The sequence below is a fragment of the Candidatus Methanoplasma cognatum genome, from assembly GCA_009777615.1.
Taxonomy (GTDB): Archaea; Thermoplasmatota; Thermoplasmata; order Methanomassiliicoccales; family Methanomethylophilaceae; genus Methanoplasma; species Methanoplasma cognatum.
The window spans coordinates 42,630-65,090 of record WRLM01000003.1 but is presented as its reverse complement, the minus strand read 5'-3'; the positions used below and the strand labels follow the sequence as shown (position 1 = coordinate 65,090).

The window sequence follows — 22,461 nt, the reverse complement described above, 5'->3', positions numbered from 1 at the left end:
GGAAGGGGGAAGTAAAAATGTCGCCGCTTTGGACTGGTCTGATCATCTTGGGTCTGCTCTTGGTCGCCTCGGCCGCAGCGATGATACTGTTCTACAACAGCTTTGTCGCAAAGAAACTGAAGGTCGAGAATAGTTTCAGTCAGATAAAGATACAATGCAAAAAGAGGTTCGACCTCGTGCCGAACCTCGTCGAGACAGTGAAAGGCTATGCCAAGCATGAGAAAGAAACGCTTGAGAATGTGACCACAGCCCGCAGCGCGGGAGCTTCGGCGAACAGCGTTCGCGACCTTGCGAGAGCTAACAATCAGCTTACGGAAACTCTCAGCAAATTGTTCGCGCTCGGCGAACAATACCCGGACCTTAAGGCGAACATCGGCTTCGTAAAGCTCCAGGACGAGCTCTCGGAGATCGAAAGGACCATTGCGGTCTCACGCAGTTTCTATAACGATACGGTCATGATCTATAACAAAGCCGTTAGGACATTCCCGGGCAACGTCTTCGCCTCCATTCTCAAATTCAAGGAAGCAGAGTTCTTTGACGCACCGGAAGCCGAGCTGGAAAATGTCAGGGTCAGTTTCTGAGCCGGTACCGAGATAACGTATGCGATCACCAGCGGGGGCGGCAGAGTGAAAAGGACAGAAAAGATCGTGGTCGCGGTTTTTTGTATTATTTTCGTAGTGATCCTTCTGGCAACCTTCCTGCCGGACGATCCGGATTACGAATTCGATCACTACAAAACAGATGTGGACATCGAGGTCCGCGCGGACGGCAGCGTGGCAGTAGCGGAAACTTACAATTTCAGGTGGTCCGGCATAAGCAGCGGCGAGATGTACATCTCATTCCCCGATGAGAAAGTAAATGCGCTGATAGGATCGTCCGTCAGCTGTATCATAGACGGGACGGCGGCTGATTTGGTCTCCTACGAAACAGGCAGCCAGGCAACGTACATGGGCGGCAGCGGTATGGCGCTCTATTCCTACGGCATGAATGCCCTTTCGGGCGAGTGGGAGATGAACGCTTTCTACAAGAGAGCCGCGTCAGGCGAGCATACGGTGGTCTTTCAGTACGAACTTGCGAACGTGGTCGGCAGGTACTCCGACTGCGTTGATTTTTATTACAAGGTGTTCACCTATTTCTCAGATGACCTTAAGGATCTGACGGTCACCGTCACCATGCCGCCGGGCAGTACGCAGACAGCAACGCGCATCTTCGGCCACGGAGATCCGAATGGCTACTGCGAGTTCGCAGGCGGCACCGCGAACGCTGTTTTCAAAAGTTCAAATCTGCAGGCATACACCATGTTCGAGATCCGCGTTGTCAACCAGCAGACGGAACTGTACTCCATAACTCCGGTAAGGACGGACAAAACCTTCGGTTCGATACTTGATGAGGAAAGAAAATTCCGCGAGCATACGGAACTGGTCATCCTTTTGGCAAACATCCAGATGTGGCTTATCGTTGCGATGGTGTCCGCAGCATTGCTGCTCCTTGTGTTAACGGTCAAACTTCTCCCCCGCAACAAACCGAATTTCAATCAGCCGTATTTGCGCGAGCTGCCCTCGATCAAACCGAACATCGCGGCGCAATTGGGAGGCTACTATAAACTGGCAAGGACCGGTTTCGGCAACAGGATAACCGCCACCGTTCTGAATTTAGCGGTTCAGAAAATAATTGCGATCGAGGCGGGCGCGGGAAAGGAGATCGTTTTCGTTTCCCTCAACGGGGACGCGCCTATGACAAGATTCGAACGTGGCGTTTACAACATGCTCTTTTGCACCGTGAAAGGACAGGACGATATCAGGATCACGCTCAGTCAGGTAAAGAAAGCTGTTGCAGGCGGCTCGGCGGATCACATACGGCTGTCGGAGATCGACAGACAGGAATTCAATGCGGGCAGTTATGTCGATGACGCTCTGGGGAGGCGGAATTCGAAGTGGAAGATTATCCCTCTCATACCGCTTATCCTGACGGTTCCGGTCATAGGCATCGCCGCTTTCATTGATTTCTTTGACTATATTCCGGCCGCCATCTTTATCTCTTTCATCATCGCCGTGTTGTCGGCGGCCGTCGCAGAAAGGACATCCCGCCCCCTCACCGTCAAGGGCGAGGATGAACGCGCAAAGGTCCTTGCGCTGAAAAAGTTCTACACAGACATGACGCTGATGAAAGAAAGACGGGCCATGGAACTCCCGCTCTGGGAACAGCATCTGGTCTATGCGGCTGCCCTCGGAGCGGCCGACAAGGTGATCAAGGAGCTGGACGTGCGGTTCGCCGAGCCAGGAATGTACGGCTCGAGCTTGAACACTCTCACCTACATGTACGTGCTCCACAGTGTCGGCGGACTCTCTCAAAGTATCTCTTCGATCAACCAGGCCTCGTATACGGCATTCGTCCGCGGAGGCGGGGGAGGCAGCAGCGGAGGAGGTTTCAGCAGCGGCGGCGGAGGTGGATTTACCGGCGGCGGAGGCGGAGGTTTTGGAGGAGGGGGCGGAGGCCACAGGTGATCATGGCCCGCTACCGGCATCGTAGAGAACGGGGGTAACAGTTCAATTCATATACTTCGATAAGATACTCCTTCCCACGGATATCATGAAGGACGCTTATCTTTCATGCCGTGGCGGGAATTTCTCCCGCAGGCCGCACGGGGGCCTGGCCGGACGTGCGGGGTCGGTTTTACATTATGTTCAGTCAGCTATGCTTTTATATAACATCCCTTATACCAAAGTCCGTGATTGTCGGGGACACGCTTCCTGACAAAATACGAGGAATGAATATGGTAACAGTCTATGACGTTCCTGCCGACGAACTCATACTCAAAACAGCGGAGAAACTGAAGGGAAACGATAAGATCACCCCTCCGAGCTGGGCGGAGTTCGCAAAGACCGGCAGGCACACCGAAAGGGCGCCTACGCAGGAGGACTGGTGGTACACAAGGGCCGCCTCCATTCTCAGGAAGCTCTATGTAAAGGGGCCCTTAGGGTCCTCCAAGCTCGCCGCCGAATACGGCGGGTCCGCTGATAAGGGTTCGATGCCCAACAGGGCGGTCAAAGGGAGCCGGAATATCGCGAGGAAATGTATGATGCAGCTTGAGGCGGCCGGATATCTCCTGCCGACAAGCAAGCAGGGCCGCATGATAAGCCCGGCGGGCCAGTCGCTGCTTGACAACACTGCAAAAGAGGTCTTCGACGAAAGAAAGGAATGAAGGTGTCAGGCATGGAAGATCCCGAATTGGAAGCACTCAGAAGGAGAAGGATGGAAGAGGTCCAGGCGCAGCAGTCAAACCAGGCCGCGCAGGAGGAACAGGCCAGACAATTCGAGATGCAGAAGCAGTCCGTACTCAGACAGATACTCACCCCCGAGGCGAGGGACAGGCTGGCAAACATAAAACTTGCCAGCCCGGAACAGGCCAACATGGTGGAGATGCAGCTGATCCAGCTCGCACAGAGCGGACGGCTGCAGGGAGTGATAACGGACGCCATGCTCAGAGACATTCTAAAGAAGATCATGCCCCAACAGCGGGAGATCAAGATAGAGAGGAGATGACGATGTCCAGTACAAAACCGCCTGCGATGAAAGGCAGGCTTAATAAAAAGATTAAACAGAACCGCCGCGTGCCCGCATGGGTCATGATGAGAACGAACAGACAGTTCCTGCGCCACCCCAAGAGAAGATCATGGCGCATGACCAAACTGAAGGAGTGAGGAATATGGCAGATGAGATCGAAAGGATAATGACCATACCTCTCAGAAAGACAAAGCTGGCCCCCCGCACGAAGAGGTCCGCCCGCGCAATAAAAGAGGTCAGGTCCTACATCATGAGACACATGAAGGTCGACGAGGATAACGTTTGGATAGATGCCTCCCTTAACGAGAGGATCTGGCAGAACGGGATAAGGAACCCTCCGTCGAAAGTGACCGTCAAGGCCGTCAAATTCGACGACGGACTTGTAGAGGTCTCGCTTTCAGAGTGAAAGGGATGATGAGACTTTCCCGCTGCAACGGCACTCCGAACATCGGAGTTTATGCATCGGTAAACGAGAGTCTGTCGCTGGTGGCGGCAAACTCCGGACCCGGTTTCGCAGAGGATATAGAAGCGGTGCTCGGAGTGGAAACGATCCTTACGACGATATCGGGGGCCTTTGTCATCGGTTCGCTCGTGAGGATGAATTCCAACGGCGCCGTCGTGTCCGGGATGATAGAATCATCTGAACTGGAAAAGATAAAGGAAAAGATAAACGTGACCGTGCTTCCCGATAAAGCAAATGCCGCAGGGAACAACGTACTCGCAAATGACAACGGCGCGATCATAAACCCTGTGCTGGGCCCCCGCGCGGAAAAGAGGATCGCCGATGCTCTGGGGGTGGAGGTTGTCAGATCCGCCATTGCCGGTTACGGCACGGTCGGATCGGCATGCGTCGCAACGAACAAAGGATGCCTCTGCAACGTGAACGCCACAGCGGAGGACATCGCCCTTTTGAAGGATGTCCTCGGCGTGGAGGCGAAGAAAGGTTCGGTGAACCACGGCTCCGGATATGTCGGGTCGGGCATATTATGCAATTCGAAAGGTGCGCTCATCGGAGACGAAACCACACCCGTCGAAATGGGCAGGATAGAGGACGGCTTGGCGCTCTATTGATCACCTGTCAAAGACCCAGACGCCTGTGAATTCCTGTATGTCGTCTGAAGACAGTTCCACTTCGTTGCCTACGTATACTATCGTGTCCTTGGGCACGTCCGACAGGAACTCGTCGAGCGTCGTCAGGGGGAGTGTGAGCCCCCCGACCCTGTAATGCATCGGAACCACTATCTTCGGGTTGATGATACCGAGGAATTTTTTCAGTCTCGGTATCGGGAGGGTGTAGACCTCGCCCGTTGGAACAAAGATTATATCCACATTCTTCAGGGCCTCGATGACGTCGTCGGACGGGATCTCTCCGAGGTCGCCGCAGTGGCAAATGGTTATACCGTCCATAGTGAACTTATGGATGGTGTTCATTCCTCTGAGAGTTCCCTCCATATCGTCATGGAACGAAGGAAGGCATTCGATCGTCATTCCCCTTATCTCGCGCTCCCCCGTCTCGGCGATAAGTGCGGAATGTTCGTTTCTGATTATTCTCTGTGCGTTATGGTCAAAATGATTGTGCGAGATCAGCACAATGCCGGCGTTCGAAACAGGGGGTTTTATCCCAATGGATTTTCCATCGTGCGGGTCCACTATCAGAGAATTCTCCAGATCAATGAACTCAAAACACGAATGTCCGTGCCATTTGATGCGCATGGAAAGACCATATCATAGCAGATAGAAAACGTTTCCCCTCTTGACCCTCATCCGGCGCTTATCCTTTTCAATTCACATCATCCTCTTATATTAATGAGACAATCCAGTAGCGATGAAGAAGACACTGGTCCTCGTTGTGGACAGGGATGACGACTTCGGCGTCAAGGGCGGCATCGAGACGCCGGTTGTGGGTGTGGAAGGGTGTTCCGTAGCCGCAACGGCATTAGGGGTGGCCGACCCAGAGGACTCCGACGTCAATGCTCTTTACGCAGCGATCAGCATCTACAGGGAGATCAAAGCCGAAGGGAACACAGAAGTGGAGATCGCGCTCATAGGCGGGAATGAAAAGGTCGGCCACAGATCGGACGCCGCCATCGTGGATGAGCTGGAAGAAGTGCTCAAAATGATCTCTCCCGACAGAGTCATACTGGTCGGGGACGGAGCGGAGGATGAATATGTCTATCCGATAGTGTCGTCAAGGATCCCCATTGATTCGGTCAAGAAGGTGTATGTCAAGCAGGCCCCCGGATTGGAAGGAACGGTCTACATCCTGTCCAAGATATTGGAGGATCCGGGCAAAAGAAAGAGATTCCTTGCTCCGATAGGGTGGATAATCATTCTCATCATGCTCTTGTTCATAGTGCCTCCCATCGCATCAGCTTTAGGAGACGGGACCGCCCCTTCGAACATCACGTCCCCTCTTGTCGTTTTCCTGATCGGCGTGTTCATACTGCTGTACGGATACAACATACCGGAGTGGTTATCCCTCTGGAGGGTCAAATGGATGGCCAGGATAAGAAGCGGCAGCGTCACCGTCTCTTTCGTCCTGATCTCTCTGCTGTTTTTCCTGATAGGCATGGTCGCCGGATACCTTTCCCTCGGCGAAATATACATACCTTCATTCTTCCTCGGCGCGTTATGGTTCATATCCAATGCCCTGTGGCTTGTGATATTCTCCATCCTCGCCTATCAGATCGGCGACATGGTCGACCAATACATCTCCGCTAAGAAGATCAAAATAAGTTTCATAATCGGAAGCATAAATATCGTCGCGATAGGACTGATAGCGACCGGTGCGCTGGACGTCGTTCTGGCATATTTCGATATGGGATTGAAGAGCAACGCCGTATTCGCTGCGGAACTCATCGGAGGCATCATCCTGGCCCTGATGTCCGCATTGCTTCAGCACCGCATGAAAGGCGCGATCAAGGCCGCCGAGAACACAAAGGACGCGGATGCGGATGCTGCCTGAGGACTGGGAACCAATCTATAACGAGATACTCGAAGACTTCGGTTATGATCCGTTAACGGACGAAAGTTCCGCGCGCATGCTGAAAGCGCTGATGCTGAATTCTTATCTCATATCTGATGATGACGTCGTTATGCAGAGAAAAGCCACGGTATTCGGTAACAGCGACGATCTGAAGAAGGATATCGCATCGGCCGCCCCGAGAGGCACGCTCATCGCGTCCGGCTCGTCCGTCGCAGTTTTGAGAGAGATGAGTGTGGCCCCCGACATCGTGGTGACCGACCTTGACGGCGAGATCGGGCCGCAGATCGAAGCCAGTAAGAAGGGCGCCGTCACTTTCATACACGCGCACGGCGACAATACTCATCTGATACAGAGGTATGCGCAGGACTTCTTAGGTCCGGTCGTTCTCACAACGCAATCCAGGCCCGACAATGTTGTGTCCAATTACGGCGGGTTCACGGATGGCGACCGCGCCGTGTGCATCGCCAGGCATTTCGGGGCGAAGGAGATATTGCTCCTGGGATTCGATTTCAGTACGCCGTCCTCAAAAGAAGGATCGGATCGGATGATCAAAGCCAAAAAGTTATGGTGGGCGAAAAAGATCATATTCGACCACAACGAACCCGACGTCTCCGTCGAAACGCCTCGTTGACCCTTTTATAAGAAAACAGTAATAAGGGTTCGTTAACAGAGGCGGCGCCGTGGATCCAACCTATATTGTCCTGCTTATCCTTACGATCATCTACGTCCCATTCTACATCTGGGTGCGGAGATCCCCCAAGGCGGCGGCGCGCGGCCTCGTAAAATACGGCCCCTGTGTGATGATCAAGACCAAATGGGGAACCGGGATGATGGAGAGGTTGTCCGTTTACAAGAGATTCTGGAAGTTCTTCGGCGCTCTCTCCCTTGCGATCTCGATGTTCCTTATGGTGTTCTTGATCCTGATCATTGTCGTGGGGATAAGTAATATTTCGGCCAGCCTTGCAGCTCCGGGGATCGGCTGGGAGAAGGGTTTGGCCATACCGGGCCTGAATCCCCTTATCCCCATACATTATGGGTGGTTGGGGTTGGTGGTCGCTATGGTTGTCCATGAGCTTGCGCACGGCATGCAGACCCGGGCAAACAACATGCGGGTTGACTCTACAGGCGTTCTGTACGGGGTCATTCCCCTGGGCGCGTTCGTGGAACCAAACGAAGAGGACATCGAAAAAAGCTCAAGAAGAGCGAAGCTGGATCTGTATTCGGCAGGAATATCGGTCAACTTCATAGTAGCTGTGGCGATATTCTCCATATTCGCCGTTCTGATGCTTGGTAACGTCTCGTCCTCATATGGGGACAACACCGGCGTTTATGCGGTATCATCGGACTCGCCTGCCCATTCTGCAGGCATCCCCAGCGGGGCGATAATAGAGTTGGTCAACGGCGAGGAATACTTCTATTGGGAAGATCACACCATGACATACTCCTGGGAGCCGGGGGATGTAGTACAGATCACATACCTTACCAAAGACAGCGAGCATACGGCGGATCTGATATGGGGGCTGTTCATCGAATCGGTCACAAAGGATAGTCCGGCCTGGAAGCTTAATGAATCGGACAAAGAACAATGCGAATCGGACAAGACTGCTTGCGAACCGGAGAAGGTTCTTTACAAAACATTCATTTTATCTATTAACGGCGAAAAGATCCATGACTATTTGGAATTCTTATCTTTCATGCAGACCACCAAGCCTGGAGAAACGGCGGATATTTTGTGCATGACCGCCGATGGGACGGAGACCTTCACCAAAACTCTGACACTGGGAGACAATGGAGGGGTGGGGTACATAGGGATAGGTACGTCTGTATCAGGAATGAGCTTCACCACTCCCGACATAATACTGGATACGGGAAGGAACCCAATATACGGCGCCGAATCTATAACGACGGCGGCATGGTCCATGCTGACATATATCGGCGGGCCTTTGAAAGGTTTCTCCCCGATCCCGGAGGTCACACACTGGTGGTATGACGTCCCGCTGGGCGACATGTTCTGGGTATTGGTAAGTGTGCTTTATTGGATATTCTGGCTGAACATAATGCTCGGAGTGTCGAACGCCATCCCCGCATACCCCTTCGACGGAGGATTCATTTTCCAGGGAGGCCTCAGCGCACTGCTTCAGCGGCTTGGAATGAAGGATGAGAAGAGAAGGGAGAAGATCACCGCCAGTATAACGAGTTCTCTGTCGTTAGTAATGATATTCATGCTGGTGCTTGTGATGGCGGCCGTCCTTTTCTGACCGTTCCATACAACAAACTTTATCTTCTTTCGTATATGCGGTAGCGATGACTCTGGAGGCCATTATTGAGGCTATAAGGACATTCCCTGGAGTTACCCGGAAGAGGCCGGTTCGCGAAATAGTGGGATCCCTTTCCACAAGGGATTTCCCGTGGGTCGCGGCCTCTGAGGGCGAAGATGCGGCAGCGGTTGAGTACGGCGACGATTACATATTGTTCGCAGCCGACGGCATAATGGAGTCCCTTGTGAATTCCGATCCGTTCTACGCAGGGTACTTTGCCGTTCTCGTCAATGTGAACGACATAGCCGCCATGGGCGGCAGACCGCTGGCCATGGTGGATGTTCTCTCATTGTCAAAGAGTGCGGTCTGCAACCAGATATTGAAGGGGATGTCCAGGGCGGTGAAGAAATTCAACGTCCCCATCGTAGGGGGGCACACACACCCGGACTGCAAATATAACGCGATCGACATTTCGATAATGGGAACCGTCCCTAAAAGAGACATTATACTGAGCTGCAGAGCGAAGGATAACGACGATATTGTTTTTGTAATGGATCTCGACGGTTTTTACCCGCCGGGCCTGAGATATGCATGGGACACCACGTCGAGAAAAGAAGATGCGCTGGTCCAGGCCCAGATAGAGATGATGTCCGTTATTGCGTCAAAGCATTTGGTCCATTCAGCGAAAGATATGAGCAATCCCGGATGTGTGGGGACGCTCGGCATGATGCTTGAAAGTTCTATGAAGGGGGGCACAGTGGACATAAAGAAGATACCTATACCCGATGGTGTTGATCTGATCCAATGGCTTCTCTCATATCAGGGATTCGGATTCTTGTTCGCTTGTCCGCCGGAGAATTCATCCGAGGTCATCGGACTCTTCGAGACCGTTGGGTGCGAAGGCGCCGTTGTGGGAAAGATCGACGATTCCCTGAAGCTGAAACTCAGCATGGACGGAGAAACAAAGGTCCTGTTCGATTTTGAGAAGGACATCATAACCGGGTGCTCACCCAGGAAAAGATGAGTGTTAGGCCACAGAGGTGGACATCGCATCTTGACCCAAGTTGACCGCATCGCTTCTCAACCCTGCGACCCCGCAAACGTCAGTAGCACGAGGTAAGGCTGCTCCCGTCAGGACCTGACCCGGTTTCCCCGATTAATGCGGGCGATACGACCCTCCGGCCGTTCAGCACACAAACTCCGGCTCTGCAGGACAAGATCTCATAGTCACTCTGCGGGCTTGGACCCTCAGCTTTGCCGCCCTCTGCAGTCACCCCCGCTATTGACGGTTGCGGGTATAGGGCACGCCAAGCTCCCCGGTCAAGCCTAACGCTAGGTCTATTGAGGGAGGGTATATAATATCTTTCTATTGCTGGTAGGTGGCCGCAAGCAGGTTTTTCATTTTATTTCAGAGCATGTATTAAATATTACTTCGCTAATGATGTGTGCGCCGTGCTAACACTTAGCACGTAGGTGTTAAAATGACATTCTTCGGATTGACCGACCCATACATCATAGGGGCATACATCGGATGTTTTCTCAGTGTGATCTTATGCTGCGGATGGGCTATATTCAAAAAAGATGATGAAATTGACGAAGAAGAAGGTGAGGAGTGATGGCTGAAGGCGTATCTCTGAGCCTTTTTTTCGGACTGATGATAGTGTTCGTCGCGGTGACGATACTGCTGGGTCTGTATGGATACCGCAACACGAAAGACAATCAGCAATTCCTTCTCGGAAGAAACAAATCCAATTCCTTTATAATCGCTCTTTCATATGGGGCGACGTTCCTGAGCGCCTCTGCCATAATAGGGTTCGGAGGCCAGGCCGCCACGCACGGTCCGGCCTTGATGTGGCTGTGCTTCCTGAACCTGTTCCTCGGGCTGTTCGTGGCGTTCGTCGTGTTCGGACCCAGAGTCAGGAGGGTCGGAAGAAAACTCGGGGCGTCGACCTTCGCGGATCTGCTTGGAAAGATATATAAATCCAAAGGGATCCGCGGGTTCACTGCACTGATAATAATCATAATGATGCCCATTTACTGCGCCGCAGTTCTGAAAGGCGGAGTTAACACCCTCGTGGTGCTTACCGGCCTGAACGAGTTCTATGACGTCATATTGATAATACTGGCGATCATCGTCGGTCTGTACGTCGTATACGGCGGGATAATCGCCGTCATGTACAACGACGCTTTGCAGGCAGGAGTCATGCTTATCGGCATGATCGTCATATTGGCGGTCACCGTATATACTCTGGGCGACTTCGGATCGCTTGCCGGCTTAAAAGGCCCAGGTACACTGAACGGAGCCAATGACTTGGCTTCGTTCCCATCATTTGGAACAGAAGAATGGTGGTTGGTGGTATCTACGTTCCTGCTAGGAGTGGGTATCGGCGCTTTGACGCAGCCTCAGCTTGTGGTAAGATTCATGTCAGCAAAAAATGACAGAATGCTCAAGCGCTCCATGATAGTGGGCAGCTTGTTCATATTCATCATTGTAGGGAGCGCCTATACCGTCGGCGCATTATGCAACATTTACTTCTTTGAGAATTTCGGCATGTCTGCGTTCGATTATGTTACAAACGTGCTCCACCTTGGAGTGGACTTCATCATACCTGAGTATGTGCTCGGCGCGTTCGGCGGTTCAACGTCCGGAGAGATATTCATCTGTATCTTCATATTATCGCTGCTGTGCGCCGCGATCTCCACTCTCAGCGCCCTTATGCATACGATAGGTGCGGCTGGAGGACACGATCTTTACACAATATTGAAGAACAGGATGACCAAAAAGAACGAAGACTTCCAATCGCTGAAGGTAAACAGATCAGTGACGGCAATTGCAATGGTGCTGATCGTGGTGTATTGTTATCTCATGCCTAACGACATCATCGCCAAAGCGACGTCTTTGTTCATGGGCATCACTGCGGCGGCGCTGCTGCCGCTTATGACATACGGTCTGTTCGCAAAGAATCCCAGAAAGAACGCCGCGCTTGCCAGCGTCTCTGTGGGTACCGCTGCATATTTGTTCTGGGCATTGTTCATCAACGCAAGTTCGTCGATATTCCTGCCAATATGCAAATGGATCACCGGCAATGCGGTCTTGTTCATGGATTCGAACATAATGTTTGTCGACGCTTTGGTAGTCGCGCTTCCCTTGTCCGTGATCACTTTGGCCGTAATATACCTCATAGACAGGGTGAGGAACCCCATACCGGCGGAGGCGCCCGCAGAGGCAGATGAGAACAACACAGATTCCTAATAACAGCCTCAAACTTCTTCCCCCTTTCACTTTTTTGTGTAACATTTTTAGGGATGTTCATCTATCGGTTTTCATGAAGATGCTGGAAATGAGAGACGTCTCCGTCGTGAGGAACGGAAAGAGGATCCTTGATTCCATAGATCTTTCGATAGAGGAGAACGAAAGCGCCGCAGTGATCGGAAAGAACGGCTCCGGGAAGACCACGCTGATGAAATTGCTGAGGGGGGAGATACACCCCTACTACAATGAGGACTCCCCCGCTGTCATGAAGATATTCGGAGAGGATAACTGGAACGTTTTCGAAGTAAGGAGCAGGATGGGGATCGTATCGATGGACCTTCAAAGCCAATTCGGAGACGATACCAAAGTAAGTGAGGTCATCGCTTCGGGATTCTTCGGAAGCCTTGACGTTTTCAGGAACATGAACGTGACCGAGGAGATGCTCTCAAAGGTCTGGAGCGCGGCCGCCATGATGGGTATAGACGACCTCCTTGACAGAGCGATAGGTGGGCTCTCCGTCGGCGAGATGAGGCGCACGCTGATCGCAAGAGCGCTCGTCACCGAACCGAGTGTTCTCGTCATGGACGAACCTATGACCGGCCTTGACGTCGTGATGGCGTCAAAATTCAGAAGCATGTTCGATATCCTGATAAGAGCGGGCGTCAGCCTGATCATAGTGACGCACGATCTTGCGGACATACCTAAGAGCATTGACCGCGTCATAATGATGAGGGACGGCAGATTATTCGCCGACGGTAAAAAGGATGCACTCTTCACCGAAGAAACAATGAGCGGACTCTACGATGAGCCTATTAAGGTTGAATGTGATGATGGGATTTATCGTATGCACATGTAAGCATACGGCTGGGGAAACAGATGAGATATATTTGCCCTGAATGCGGGAGCGAGATACCCGAGGATTCGGAATTCTGCCATTCGTGCGGAAGGAAGAAAGACAACACGATAAGGCTGGACCAGGCCGGGAATTTCATACCGCCGGAAACGGACATTTGTGCGTCATGCGGCGCGAAGATGTCTCCTGATGATATGTTCTGCCGCAGCTGCGGCCAGCCGTTATCCAGAACACAGATGGTGGTGTTCAGGCCCCGCATGGTAAAATACGGATGGGTAGGGCTGATCCTCGCCCTCGTGCCGGGGGTTCTGGGATTTATGCCGGATGTCTTTGGCACCGGGCTGTACAGCATATACGGGCTCGGCCACCTGTATTTCAAGAAATGGAAAAGGGGAGCCATATTCCTCATGATATCCGTGTTCATGTTCTTTATAAAGAGCGGAATGGATGAATCCCTCCTTATGACGCTGATGTTCGTGATAACATCCTTATTCGTCTACTTCATGCAGGCGATGGAAGTGGTTGTTCTGGCTTTCATGCCGCCGAAGACCGCCGAGTGATGCGCCATGACCGAGGACTGGACTGAAAAGTATAGGCCGAAGAAACTTTCGGATGTCATAGGCAACCCCTCGGCGGCGGGGGAACTGGCGGAATGGGCGGAATCATGGAAGAACGGCATGCCCAAGAAACGCGCCGTCGTTCTGATAGGATCACCGGGAGTGGGCAAGACATCGTCCGCCGAAGCTCTGGCCAACGAGAAGGGGTGGGATATGGTAGAGATGAACGCCTCCGACCAAAGAACGGGCGCCGTTATCAAAGAAGTGGCTTTAAGAGGATCTTACTTCAACTCGCTGGGAATGGATGAGGAGTACAAAAGTAACAAAGAAGGCAGAAAAAAGCTCATCATCCTGGACGAAGCTGATAATTTATTCGGAAATGCCGACAGAGGGGCTCTGCCTGTGATCAATGAGCTCATAAAAACGACAAAGCAGCCAGTCATCCTGATAGTCAACGATTTCTATGCTCTCTCAAAAAAAAGCTCGACCGTGAAAACGGACACCATTCAGATAACATTCAGAAAACCGACCGCGAGATCCATCGCCGGCGCTTTGAAGAAGATAGCGCTCTCGGAAGGCGTCACCGCCGACGATACTGTTCTTATGAGGATCGCCGAGAACTCTAACGGAGATATGCGGGCGGCGGTAAGGGACCTTGAAGCCCTTTCCCAAGGGCGGGACTTCATTGACGTATCCTCCGCTGAGAGCCTGCAGGAGAGGTTCGCCAAGAAGGACATGTATTCCGTGCTGGAAAGGATGTTCAGAGGCAATGATCCCTTCGGTGCATACAGGGCGCTGTCTGACACTGATGTGGACCCGGAGACGGCCATGCTTTGGGTGGACGAGAACCTTCCGTACGAGTACAAGGACCACGGCGACCTGGTAAGAGGATACGGGAAGCTTTCCAGAGCGGACGTATTCCTGGGAAGGGTCAGCAGGCGCCAGTATTACGGGCTGTGGTCGTACGCGAGCGTGATGATGACCGCCGGCGTTTCCACATCGAGGATCGGCGGCAGGACGTCCGACGGCAGGCTCAGATTCCCGCAGTACCTGATGAAGATGTCAAGGTCGAAAACGGCGCGGGCGCTGAAATCTTCGCTATCCTACAAAATAGCATGTTCCCTCCACACATCCACAAAAAGAGTTGACACGGATATCCTGGGATCGCTGAAAGAGATCGCGATGAACGATCCGGAGTTCAGAGCGATGCTTGCAAAGGACATGTGTCTAGAACCCGAGGAACTCGGATTGCTTCTGAATTCAAAGATAGACTCAAAGATCGTAAAAGAAGCTTACCCGACAGCGCCGGAACCTGTAAAACAGGCCGTATCCGCCCCTCCCGAAAGGGATGAGGGACCTTCCGAAAGACCCGCTCCTGCAACGAACGGGAAACCGCAAAGCAGACTGCTTGACTTCTGAGGGATCGAATGGACGAATCATACAAGGAATTGCTGGTGAAGCAGCAGTACCGTCTCTATAAAGACCACGCGGCGGTGAAGCTCTGCCACTGGCTGAAGGAAAGTATGATACACGGCCGCCATTGCTACAAACAGGATTTCTACGGCATCAAGAGCCACAGGTGCCTGCAGATGACCCCGGCGATAAACGAATGCAGCCAGCAGTGCAGTTTCTGCTGGAGGGTGCAGGAAAGGGACTTCGAAGTAGAAGAATGGGCGGAGCCCAAAGAGATGCTGGATGCTCTGATAGCCCACCAGAGGCTTCTCATATCGGGGTTCAAAGGAGATTCCCGCTGCCCGAGGGAGATGTTCGAAGAAGCCTCCAACCCGGATCAGGTCGCGATATCCCTTGCGGGGGAACCGATAACCTATCCTTATCTGTCGGACTTCATCAAAGAATGCCACAGAAGGAATATGACGACGTTCCTGGTAACGAACGGAACATACCCGGACCAGCTGGCGTCTCTGGATGAACTGCCGAGGCAGCTGTATGTGACGGTAGCCGCTCCGAACGAAGAGATATACAAAAAGGTCTGCAGACCGAAGATAAGCGACGGATGGAGCAGACTGATGCGGACGCTCGACGTGCTCCCTTCCCTCGATACCAGGACGGTGATAAGACATACGCTGGTGAAGGACCTTAATTTCGGATGGGCGGACGAGTACGGGAAGCTGGATATCAGAGCTGACCCAGACCTTATAGAACCTAAAGGATACGTATTCGTCGGCGCGTCGAGACAGAGACTTTCGCTTACGTCAATGCCGTCCTTCGAGGAAATAAAAGATTTCTCATCGCAGCTGGGAGATGTCACTGGGATGTCCATAATTAAAGAAAGGGAGGACAGCAGGGTCCTCCTTCTGGGCGATAAGAACATCAACACCGACGTCAGAACATACCGCCTGCTCAGATCAGGAACCTCTGAATAAGGAACAGGATCAGGACCAGGTGTATGATCAGAAACAGATAGATTATCTTGAATTTCATTTTCCTGGTCTTGTGCCTGAAAACGCTCATCCCCGCCAGAGCACCGAAAGGACCGACCATCCCGGAAATGATCAGGGTCGATTCTTTGGTCCTGTATCTGTCCTTTATTGCCTTCCTTTTATCCGCCCCGAAGAGTAAGAACGAAACGCCGTTCAAGATGACATATAGTATGATGATAAGATGAACGGGGTCCGCGTTCATCTTCTGGACATCTCCTTTATGAAGGCGTCTACGGACGCTCCGAACCCTTCTTCATTCTTTTCATCCTTTCCCACAAAGAATGAAGCGTCGCTGATACCGAGTTGGGCGGAGACCCTTTTAAGCTGCTCCTCGCCCTTTTTATCACCGTACATGCATGAGAGGAAAAGCGACCTCTTTTTGCCGGTGAACTGTTCTTTGTTCTTTTCAAGGAATTCGACAAGCGGACGGTACGGTTTCCCGGCGTGTATGCCTGTGCCGAATATTATGTGGTTGTATTCAGAAAGGTTGATGGCGGTCTGCTTCTTCAGATCAAACAGGTCGGCATTCAATTCTTTTGCAATATATGCTGCTATCTTCTTTGTCTTTCCCAATTTCGAAGAGTAAACAACTGCTTTATTTGTCATTATCTCATCCCCTCGGCATCGCAAGTATGCCGTGCAGAGGGAGTGAACGCGGTAGCTGGTATATGTAATTATATGCTTTCAAATCCCTTTGATTTGAGCGGATTAGCGCGGATCGTCTCGGATAATACTTGTATATATCAAGTGTGAGACATCTGCAATGCGGGCTCTGCCCGCATTCTCTCCATTCAAACCAAAGAAGGACCTTTCGACCAAATCCAGTAAATATGAATATCTCCATTTTCATTTGATCATATGAGCTATGAAGTGGAACTCATCGACGTCGAAAAAGCCTCGGAACTGCGGCTGAAATATAAAGGCCTCAAATCGTACTCTTCCAAGGTGGATATCTTCGGCCTGTGTGTTGAGTTCCTGACGGAGGACAGAGAACACCTGAATATGTGGGAAGATAACTTCTACTCCATGTCCGATGATATAAGGGCCCATGCGAAGATCTACTCCATCTGCGACCCGGCTTATGATATGAAGGTCCTGTTCGAACCTGCAAACAACATAGCTTTCCTTTTCAACTTCGACTATTACGGGTGGATAAAAAGCATAGCGCTTGGGATATCCGGAAGTATTCTGGAGGAGGCGCATGACACCTATTCGGTCCACGGCGCCGTGCTCGATATGGATGGGATAGGGGTGACCCTGATAGCGCCTTCCAAGACAGGAAAGACGACCCAGTCGTGGGGATTACTGAGAATGAGCAACGCGCATCTGATATCTGACGACTGGTACTTCGTCAAACTGGGCGACAGGAGGCCGATCGCTCACGGTTCGGAGAAGAACTGCTACATCGACGCCGACATCGGAGACGTTTGGGAGGAGTATAAGCCGCTTGTAAGCCACGTGCGGTTCGACAACAAAGGCCGGGGGATCGCGAACGTAAGGTGGGTTGCCGGCGAATCGTCGGTCATACCGATGACAAAGATCAGATACGTCTTCCTCATGAAAAGAGACCATACCGATCCCGTCGCAATAAGGCGGCTTATGCCGGAAGAGGGAGTGAACTACCTGCTTTTGAACGACCTGTGCAACCCCCATCAGATCATTTGGAATGACCACAAAGGAAAGATAAGAAGCAGGTTCTTTTCGGATTTCCTTTCGAACTGCGAAGTGTATCTTGTCAACACGATCAAAACACCGCAGGAGACCCAGGAGCTCATAAGAGACGTAATAATGAAATGCGGGGTGATCCAATGAAGATCCCAAAAGTAAAGGTTCCGGACATACTAGGTACGATAAAGAATTCAGACATGCTCAGCACCAAGAACAAGAAGCCTTCCGACCGTGTTGAAAGGGCGCACACCTCAAGGCTTTTGGTCCTCTCAATACTTGCGATCATCTCATTCATAGCAATAGCATCGGTCATCCTGTTCCTCGCCAACAGGACAGTGGATATATTAGATGTTCTAAGAAGCAGCATGGGCAGCGTGTTCGCCCTGCTTTTTGCCGTCATTATCCTTGACACTATCAATGCCAACAGCAATAAAAAAAGGAAAAAACGCGAAGAGAGAAAAGCGATCGTACGCCACAACAAGATAATCCAGCCTGTTATCGACATGTACCTCGTAAGGAAGAACATGGTCATCACTTTGAACGATAAGACCGTCAGCAAATTCAAGATCAACGCCAGCTTCACCATCAAGGATATGAAGGATATGTTCGGCCCTTCGGAACTGGTGTCGGACGTCAGCAAATCGAAGATAGAGGTATATGCGTACTACCAGGAAAAGCTGCACGAGAAGCTCACCCACCTTGTGGAAGATGTGGATTTCAACTTCTATTCGGATCTGTGCGATGCGGCGATGGGTTACATCAACGCAACCTCATACGGGGCGTCCGCGCTGGATGCGGTGGTTGGCTACCAAGGCACAATGGCCGGCACAAAATCAATGAGGTCCGTCGTCATGAATATGATAAGAGACGAGCCGGAGAACGGAAAATTCATAGACGCCCCGCCGGCGCTGAAGAATGTGTATCTTGTGCACCAGATGATCAACGATCAGGAAGTGGCGCTCGGGAAATATCTGAAGTTTGTGCAGAAGATCATCGAAGAGGATGCTAAAGAAGCGGGCGGCGGCGATGCTGCCGACGTGGATTACGAGTGACCTGCGAACTCGACGTCAATGGGATTACCCAGCGATATGGAGTCTTCGGTAACGACAGAATCGTAAGCAAGCACCTTTACACCGGATCCGTACGCTCTTTCGACCTCTGATGCGAACTCCTCATGCATCTCATAGTGAGGAGAGAAGACCTTGGGCCCGGACATTTGTACAAGGAACATTATGTACGCTTCGTACCCGTCTTTCAGAGCGGCCTCCAGTTCCCTCACGTGCTTGAGACCGCGCTCGGTAGGTGCATCGGGGAAAAGAGCAAGGCCGTTCTTTTCAAGGGTGACCCCCTTGATCTCCATTAATTTCATTTTACCGCCACTTTCTGCATAAATGTCTATGCGTGAGTCCCCGTACCTGTATTCCGGGCGTACTTTATCTGCATCCTCGAACCCCGGTATGCGGTGTATCGACTCCTCGACTACTTTATTCGGCGCCTGGGAATCGATGTTCACCAACATATCTCCCTTGTAAACGCCGATAAGATCGTATCTGGTGGATCTGTCAGGGTTGTCCGGCACACTGAGCACGGCTGTTGCGCCCGGGATCAGAAGTTCCCTGCACCTGCCGGTGTTCTTGACATGGCATCTCTCTTTCTTTCCGTCTATCTCCACGTATGCAATGAACCTGTTGGGCCTTTCGATGAAAGTGCCAGTCAGAGTGCTCGGATACTTCATCGCTTCACTTGACCCACTTCAGGATCTTCACTTCGGAACGGGGATGCTTTTCTATGCTGCCGTCGGGCTTGCCGAGTATCATGCACGCTGCGTATTTGTGATCGTCAGGTACGCTGAATTCCTTCCTGAATTCCTGATCATATCCCAATCCGGCCGCGAAACCTATGAAGCATGTTCCGTATCCTAATGAATGCGCTGCAAGCATCATGTTCCCCACCGTCAGCGACCCGTCTTCGACCGGCGTCACTGCGCTCGGGTCCGTGAATACGAATACGAGCGTCGGCGCTCCGTAGAATATGTCCGCACTGGGGTCGTTGGCCATCTTTTCGGCCATCGGGTTGGGCTGCCCTGCCGCCCTTGCCATCTCTGCAAAAAGAGATATTGCCTTTCTGTTGTATTTCTTGATCGTCTCTTTGTTTTCGAGGACGACGAACCTGACTGCCTGGCGGTTCATGCCGTTCGCCGCATAGAATCCGGCTTTGAGTATCTCTTTTATGCATTCATCGGGGACTTTTTCGTTCTTGAACTTTCTGACTGATGACCTGTCATATATGTTCTTTAGCGCTTCGTTCATAATATCGGTACTGCGTCCTCAGAATATAACCCTTAACGGGAATGTCGGGCATGGTATGAATAATGCCTTTTTCAGTGTCTTTGTTATTCAATCTTTAAGACATCCCGCCGGCACTACGTGCACGCCGTCCTCGCGCGTGTATGCGTATCCAGACGCAGTGACAACGGCAAGGAAGGACATCTCCCCCAAGGACTCACTCTCGATCTTGTTTTTTATCTTAAGCAGATTCTCTGCAGCTTCGTCGATCATTCCCGATCCAAGCTTCACCTCCACAGCGCCCCATCTGCCGTCGCGGAGTTGGATCACAGCGTCCGCCTCCGTTCCGTCGCCATCCCTGTAGTGATAGACGTTCCCTCCCGCTGACTGTGCGTAGACCCTCATGTCCCTTACGACCATGGACTCGAACAGCAACCCGAAGGTCTTCAGGTCGGCAAAAAGGCCTTTCGGGGTCGCTCCCAGGAAATATGCGGCTATAGCCGGGTCGGTCAGATGTCTGGTATCCGATGTTCTGACCGATGTTTTCGAACGCAGTTTAGGGGTCCACGCGGGAAGATCCTCAATAACATAAATCTCTCTCAGAGTTTTCTCATATGCCTTCAGAGTATTGATGTGAATAGGCGCATTGTCCTTAGCCGACATATCGGCCATGATGGTGGTATCAGGCGTCTGGGTCGAAACGTTTCTCGAAAGGGATCTCAAGACCTGGCGCATCTTATCGCTGTCACGATCCACTCCGTCTACGGTCTTGACCTCTGAACGGAGTATCGTCTCACAGTAGCTCTCGGTCAGCACCTGTGCATCCAGAAGGCTCTTCCCCAATGACCCCGGCCATCCTCCTCGGACGATCAGCGCGGCAACATCCTCTATCGATAGCGGGGAAACGCCGGATACCTCATTTCCCTCGAACATGCTCCGCAAGGATACATCGCCTGTTGAATCCCCGGACTCATAAAGACTCATAGTGTGCATCCTCATCCTTCCTATCCTCCCTGCTCCCGAATGTAAGATCTTTGACTCGTTAACCGTCGTTGACCCTGTAAGGATGAACTGTCCCGCTTCGGATGATCTGTCCACGCTGTATCTGACTGCGTCCCAAAGGATCGGTGCGGTCTGCCATTCGTCAATGAGGCGCGGTTTCTCACCTTCGAGAAGGAGCGATGGTTTGACCTTCAATGTCCGTTGATACGCCTCCCGCATATCCGCATCATGCAGGTAGATCGCACTTTTTGCAATCCGCTCAGCGGTGGTGGTCTTGCCGCACCATTTAGGCCCTGTTATAAGTACGGCCCCTATTGCTCCAAGCTTTCTTCTGAGTTCACCATCGGCCAATCTTGGCTTATATTCTTCCACAATATCAGATATGTGCTGGAACATATTTAAATGTGAGAGTTGTGGGAATTTTGATGTGAGAGTTGTGGGAATTTTGATGTGAGAGTTGCGAAAGTCTTAATGTGTGAATTGGCCCTCTTTAAGCGAACTCGTCGTGCAGGTTGAGAGATTGATAAGAAAGCGCGGAGGAGGGGATTTGAACCCCCGAGGTGAAACACCACCGGTTTTCAAGACCGGCGCCGTGGGCCGGGCTTAGCTACCTCCGCTTAGCTTGGCAATATTATGTTCATATTTAACTCAACCGTCGGCTGGGTGTGAACGATCGGCGCTATCCGGCCAAACTCTCTCTATGTACTTTGTGATGGCTGCAAACCACAGAAGTTCGATGAGAAGCGATATCGCACAAGGTATAACCGCTTCCGTCATGCTGCCGAAAAGAACGAAGCACAGCGTCACCCCGAGGCCCGAGTTCTTCCACACCGCCATGGGGACGTACACCATGCTATCGTCTCTCCGGGTGCCTTTCTTTTTTAAGAAATGAAGCACCGCGAAGCTGACGGCAAATACGCGGATGATGCATGCGGCCGCCACTAACAACACAACGCCCGGTTCCGAGAAAAGATACTCCCTGTTCTGCCCCAAGGACAGCAACACAACAAAGAACAGCATGACGCTTATCGCGATCATCCTGGTATCTCTGCCTATCTTCACTTTCTTCAGCGGAACGGATGCCGCCATAGGTACGGCGACGAACAGCACCACGTAGGAAAATATCCTCAATACGCTGACCGATTCCCCCGCCAGCGCCCATGTTATGAGCGGCGTCATCGCCAGCGCGATGAAATATATCACCGCCAGAGAAAGAACGCACATCGTTGTGTTCCCTTTGGAAAAGAAGGACATTGTCACAACGGAAACCGCACACGGAACGGCGGCAAGCACGACCCAGCCCTTCCAGATCTCAGGATGGTCCGCAATGAAAAAAGACCCTATGACTAGCGTTACCGCAGTCGAGATCCCGAAGCATGCGATAACGGAATACGATATCGGCCCTTTGTTTTCTTTTAGGCTTTTTGCGTTGAATGATAACCCGTCCATAGACAAGGTCATCTGGATTATGAGAACGATCACTATCAGCGTAGAAGAGATGTCGCCGATCGGCCCTACTATAAACGCGCATATAACACCCAGTATTATCCAGACCCTCATGTTGGAAAGGATGTTCATTGCCGCCATGATTCCT

Annotated in this window: 25 protein-coding genes, 1 tRNA gene and 1 other RNA gene; 18 read left to right on the top strand and 9 right to left on the bottom strand. The window is 51.8% G+C overall.

The window, feature by feature from the left end; translation table 11 throughout:
* The first annotated feature begins 17 nt into the window (after positions 1 to 17).
* The 7 genes from FWG96_04635 (at position 18) to FWG96_04605 (ending at position 4,635) form a co-directional block, all read left to right on the top strand.
* Positions 18 to 581: a LemA family protein gene (locus FWG96_04635; protein MCL2032534.1), complete on the top strand. Its 564-nt coding sequence runs from the start codon at positions 18 to 20 to the stop codon at positions 579 to 581.
* Between the two features lie 45 nt (positions 582 to 626).
* Complete coding sequence (locus tag FWG96_04630) at positions 627 to 2,504, top strand: DUF2207 domain-containing protein (GenBank protein MCL2032533.1); 1,878 nt, start codon at positions 627 to 629, stop codon at positions 2,502 to 2,504.
* A 269-nt stretch (positions 2,505 to 2,773) separates the two neighbouring features.
* The gene (locus tag FWG96_04625; protein MCL2032532.1) at positions 2,774 to 3,202 is read left to right on the top strand and encodes a 30S ribosomal protein S19e; all 429 of its coding nucleotides are present in this window, start codon (positions 2,774 to 2,776) and stop codon (positions 3,200 to 3,202) included.
* 11 nt (positions 3,203 to 3,213) lie between these two features.
* Positions 3,214 to 3,543, top strand: a complete 330-nt coding sequence (locus tag FWG96_04620) for a DNA-binding protein (protein ID MCL2032531.1) — start codon at positions 3,214 to 3,216, stop codon at positions 3,541 to 3,543.
* Positions 3,544 to 3,545: 2 nt separating this feature from the next.
* Entirely contained in the window at positions 3,546 to 3,701 is a 156-nt protein-coding gene (locus tag FWG96_04615; GenBank protein MCL2032530.1) for a 50S ribosomal protein L39e, read from the top strand.
* Between the two features lie 5 nt (positions 3,702 to 3,706).
* Positions 3,707 to 3,970: a 50S ribosomal protein L31e gene (locus FWG96_04610; GenBank protein ID MCL2032529.1), complete on the top strand. Its 264-nt coding sequence runs from the start codon at positions 3,707 to 3,709 to the stop codon at positions 3,968 to 3,970.
* 5 nt (positions 3,971 to 3,975) lie between these two features.
* Complete coding sequence (locus tag FWG96_04605; protein MCL2032528.1) at positions 3,976 to 4,635, top strand: translation initiation factor IF-6; 660 nt, start codon at positions 3,976 to 3,978, stop codon at positions 4,633 to 4,635.
* On the opposite strand, the gene FWG96_04600 is transcribed toward FWG96_04605, so the two are convergent.
* Positions 4,636 to 5,277, bottom strand: a complete 642-nt coding sequence (locus tag FWG96_04600; GenBank protein ID MCL2032527.1) for an MBL fold metallo-hydrolase — start codon at positions 5,275 to 5,277, stop codon at positions 4,636 to 4,638.
* A 112-nt stretch (positions 5,278 to 5,389) separates the two neighbouring features.
* Here FWG96_04600 and FWG96_04595 point away from each other — a divergent pair, with 112 nt between their 5' ends.
* Genes FWG96_04595 through FWG96_04580 form a run of 4 tightly spaced genes read left to right on the top strand, consistent with a single transcriptional unit; the run spans position 5,390 to position 9,832 of the window.
* Positions 5,390 to 6,529 (top strand): DUF373 family protein, encoded by a 1,140-nt coding sequence (locus FWG96_04595; GenBank protein MCL2032526.1) that lies wholly within the window; start codon positions 5,390 to 5,392, stop codon positions 6,527 to 6,529.
* Positions 6,519 to 7,181 carry a DUF115 domain-containing protein gene (locus FWG96_04590; protein ID MCL2032525.1) on the top strand — a complete coding sequence of 221 codons (663 nt, stop codon included), beginning with the start codon at positions 6,519 to 6,521 and terminating at the stop codon, positions 7,179 to 7,181. The genes FWG96_04595 and FWG96_04590 overlap by 11 nt, the downstream gene beginning before the upstream one ends.
* A gap of 49 nt (positions 7,182 to 7,230) precedes the next feature.
* Complete coding sequence (locus FWG96_04585) at positions 7,231 to 8,808, top strand: site-2 protease family protein (protein MCL2032524.1); 1,578 nt, start codon at positions 7,231 to 7,233, stop codon at positions 8,806 to 8,808.
* 46 nt (positions 8,809 to 8,854) lie between these two features.
* On the top strand, positions 8,855 to 9,832 hold the full coding sequence (locus FWG96_04580; GenBank protein ID MCL2032523.1) for a methanogenesis marker 2 protein: 978 nt from the start codon (positions 8,855 to 8,857) through the stop codon (positions 9,830 to 9,832).
* A 1-nt stretch (position 9,833) separates the two neighbouring features.
* On the opposite strand, the gene ffs is transcribed toward FWG96_04580, so the two are convergent.
* Positions 9,834 to 10,140: signal recognition particle sRNA (ffs, locus tag FWG96_04575), an RNA gene on the bottom strand.
* A gap of 283 nt (positions 10,141 to 10,423) precedes the next feature.
* Here ffs and FWG96_04570 point away from each other — a divergent pair.
* The 5 genes from FWG96_04570 (at position 10,424) to twy1 (ending at position 15,855) form a co-directional block, all read left to right on the top strand.
* Positions 10,424 to 12,061, top strand: coding sequence for a sodium:solute symporter family protein (locus tag FWG96_04570; GenBank protein MCL2032522.1), 1,638 nt, complete (start codon positions 10,424 to 10,426; stop codon positions 12,059 to 12,061).
* A gap of 73 nt (positions 12,062 to 12,134) precedes the next feature.
* Positions 12,135 to 12,917: an ATP-binding cassette domain-containing protein gene (locus FWG96_04565; protein ID MCL2032521.1), complete on the top strand. Its 783-nt coding sequence runs from the start codon at positions 12,135 to 12,137 to the stop codon at positions 12,915 to 12,917.
* Between the two features lie 20 nt (positions 12,918 to 12,937).
* The gene (locus FWG96_04560) at positions 12,938 to 13,474 is read left to right on the top strand and encodes a zinc-ribbon domain-containing protein (protein ID MCL2032520.1); all 537 of its coding nucleotides are present in this window, start codon (positions 12,938 to 12,940) and stop codon (positions 13,472 to 13,474) included.
* A gap of 6 nt (positions 13,475 to 13,480) precedes the next feature.
* Positions 13,481 to 14,890 (top strand): replication factor C large subunit, encoded by a 1,410-nt coding sequence (locus tag FWG96_04555; protein MCL2032519.1) that lies wholly within the window; start codon positions 13,481 to 13,483, stop codon positions 14,888 to 14,890.
* An 8-nt stretch (positions 14,891 to 14,898) separates the two neighbouring features.
* Positions 14,899 to 15,855, top strand: a complete 957-nt coding sequence (gene twy1 / locus FWG96_04550; protein ID MCL2032518.1) for a 4-demethylwyosine synthase TYW1 — start codon at positions 14,899 to 14,901, stop codon at positions 15,853 to 15,855.
* Here twy1 and FWG96_04545 read toward each other — a convergent pair.
* Positions 15,833 to 16,114, bottom strand: a complete 282-nt coding sequence (locus tag FWG96_04545; protein ID MCL2032517.1) for a DUF1294 domain-containing protein — start codon at positions 16,112 to 16,114, stop codon at positions 15,833 to 15,835. The genes twy1 and FWG96_04545 overlap by 23 nt on opposite strands.
* Positions 16,111 to 16,518, bottom strand: coding sequence for a flavodoxin domain-containing protein (locus FWG96_04540; GenBank protein MCL2032516.1), 408 nt, complete (start codon positions 16,516 to 16,518; stop codon positions 16,111 to 16,113). Before FWG96_04540 ends, FWG96_04545 begins: the two co-directional genes overlap by 4 nt.
* A gap of 252 nt (positions 16,519 to 16,770) precedes the next feature.
* Here FWG96_04540 and FWG96_04535 point away from each other — a divergent pair, with 252 nt between their 5' ends.
* Together FWG96_04535 and FWG96_04530 are read left to right on the top strand one after the other, a co-directional pair.
* Positions 16,771 to 17,724 carry a hypothetical protein gene (locus FWG96_04535; GenBank protein MCL2032515.1) on the top strand — a complete coding sequence of 318 codons (954 nt, stop codon included), beginning with the start codon at positions 16,771 to 16,773 and terminating at the stop codon, positions 17,722 to 17,724.
* On the top strand, positions 17,721 to 18,632 hold the full coding sequence (locus FWG96_04530) for a hypothetical protein (GenBank protein ID MCL2032514.1): 912 nt from the start codon (positions 17,721 to 17,723) through the stop codon (positions 18,630 to 18,632). The genes FWG96_04535 and FWG96_04530 overlap by 4 nt, the downstream gene beginning before the upstream one ends.
* Here the strand turns inward: FWG96_04530 and sfsA are convergent.
* The 5 genes from sfsA to FWG96_04505 form a co-directional block, all read right to left on the bottom strand.
* Positions 18,623 to 19,315 (bottom strand): DNA/RNA nuclease SfsA, encoded by a 693-nt coding sequence (sfsA, locus tag FWG96_04525; protein ID MCL2032513.1) that lies wholly within the window; start codon positions 19,313 to 19,315, stop codon positions 18,623 to 18,625. The genes FWG96_04530 and sfsA overlap by 10 nt on opposite strands.
* 4 nt (positions 19,316 to 19,319) lie before the next feature.
* A complete protein-coding gene (locus tag FWG96_04520; protein MCL2032512.1) occupies positions 19,320 to 19,889 on the bottom strand; it encodes a nitroreductase in 570 nt (189 codons plus the stop codon).
* 87 nt (positions 19,890 to 19,976) lie between these two features.
* Entirely contained in the window at positions 19,977 to 21,239 is a 1,263-nt protein-coding gene (locus FWG96_04515) for a DUF4143 domain-containing protein (protein MCL2032511.1), read from the bottom strand.
* 160 nt (positions 21,240 to 21,399) lie between these two features.
* Positions 21,400 to 21,484, bottom strand: a tRNA-Ser gene (locus FWG96_04510).
* A 31-nt stretch (positions 21,485 to 21,515) separates the two neighbouring features.
* Complete coding sequence (locus FWG96_04505; GenBank protein ID MCL2032510.1) at positions 21,516 to 22,454, bottom strand: Na+-dependent transporter; 939 nt, start codon at positions 22,452 to 22,454, stop codon at positions 21,516 to 21,518.
* Positions 22,455 to 22,461 lie beyond the last annotated feature (7 nt).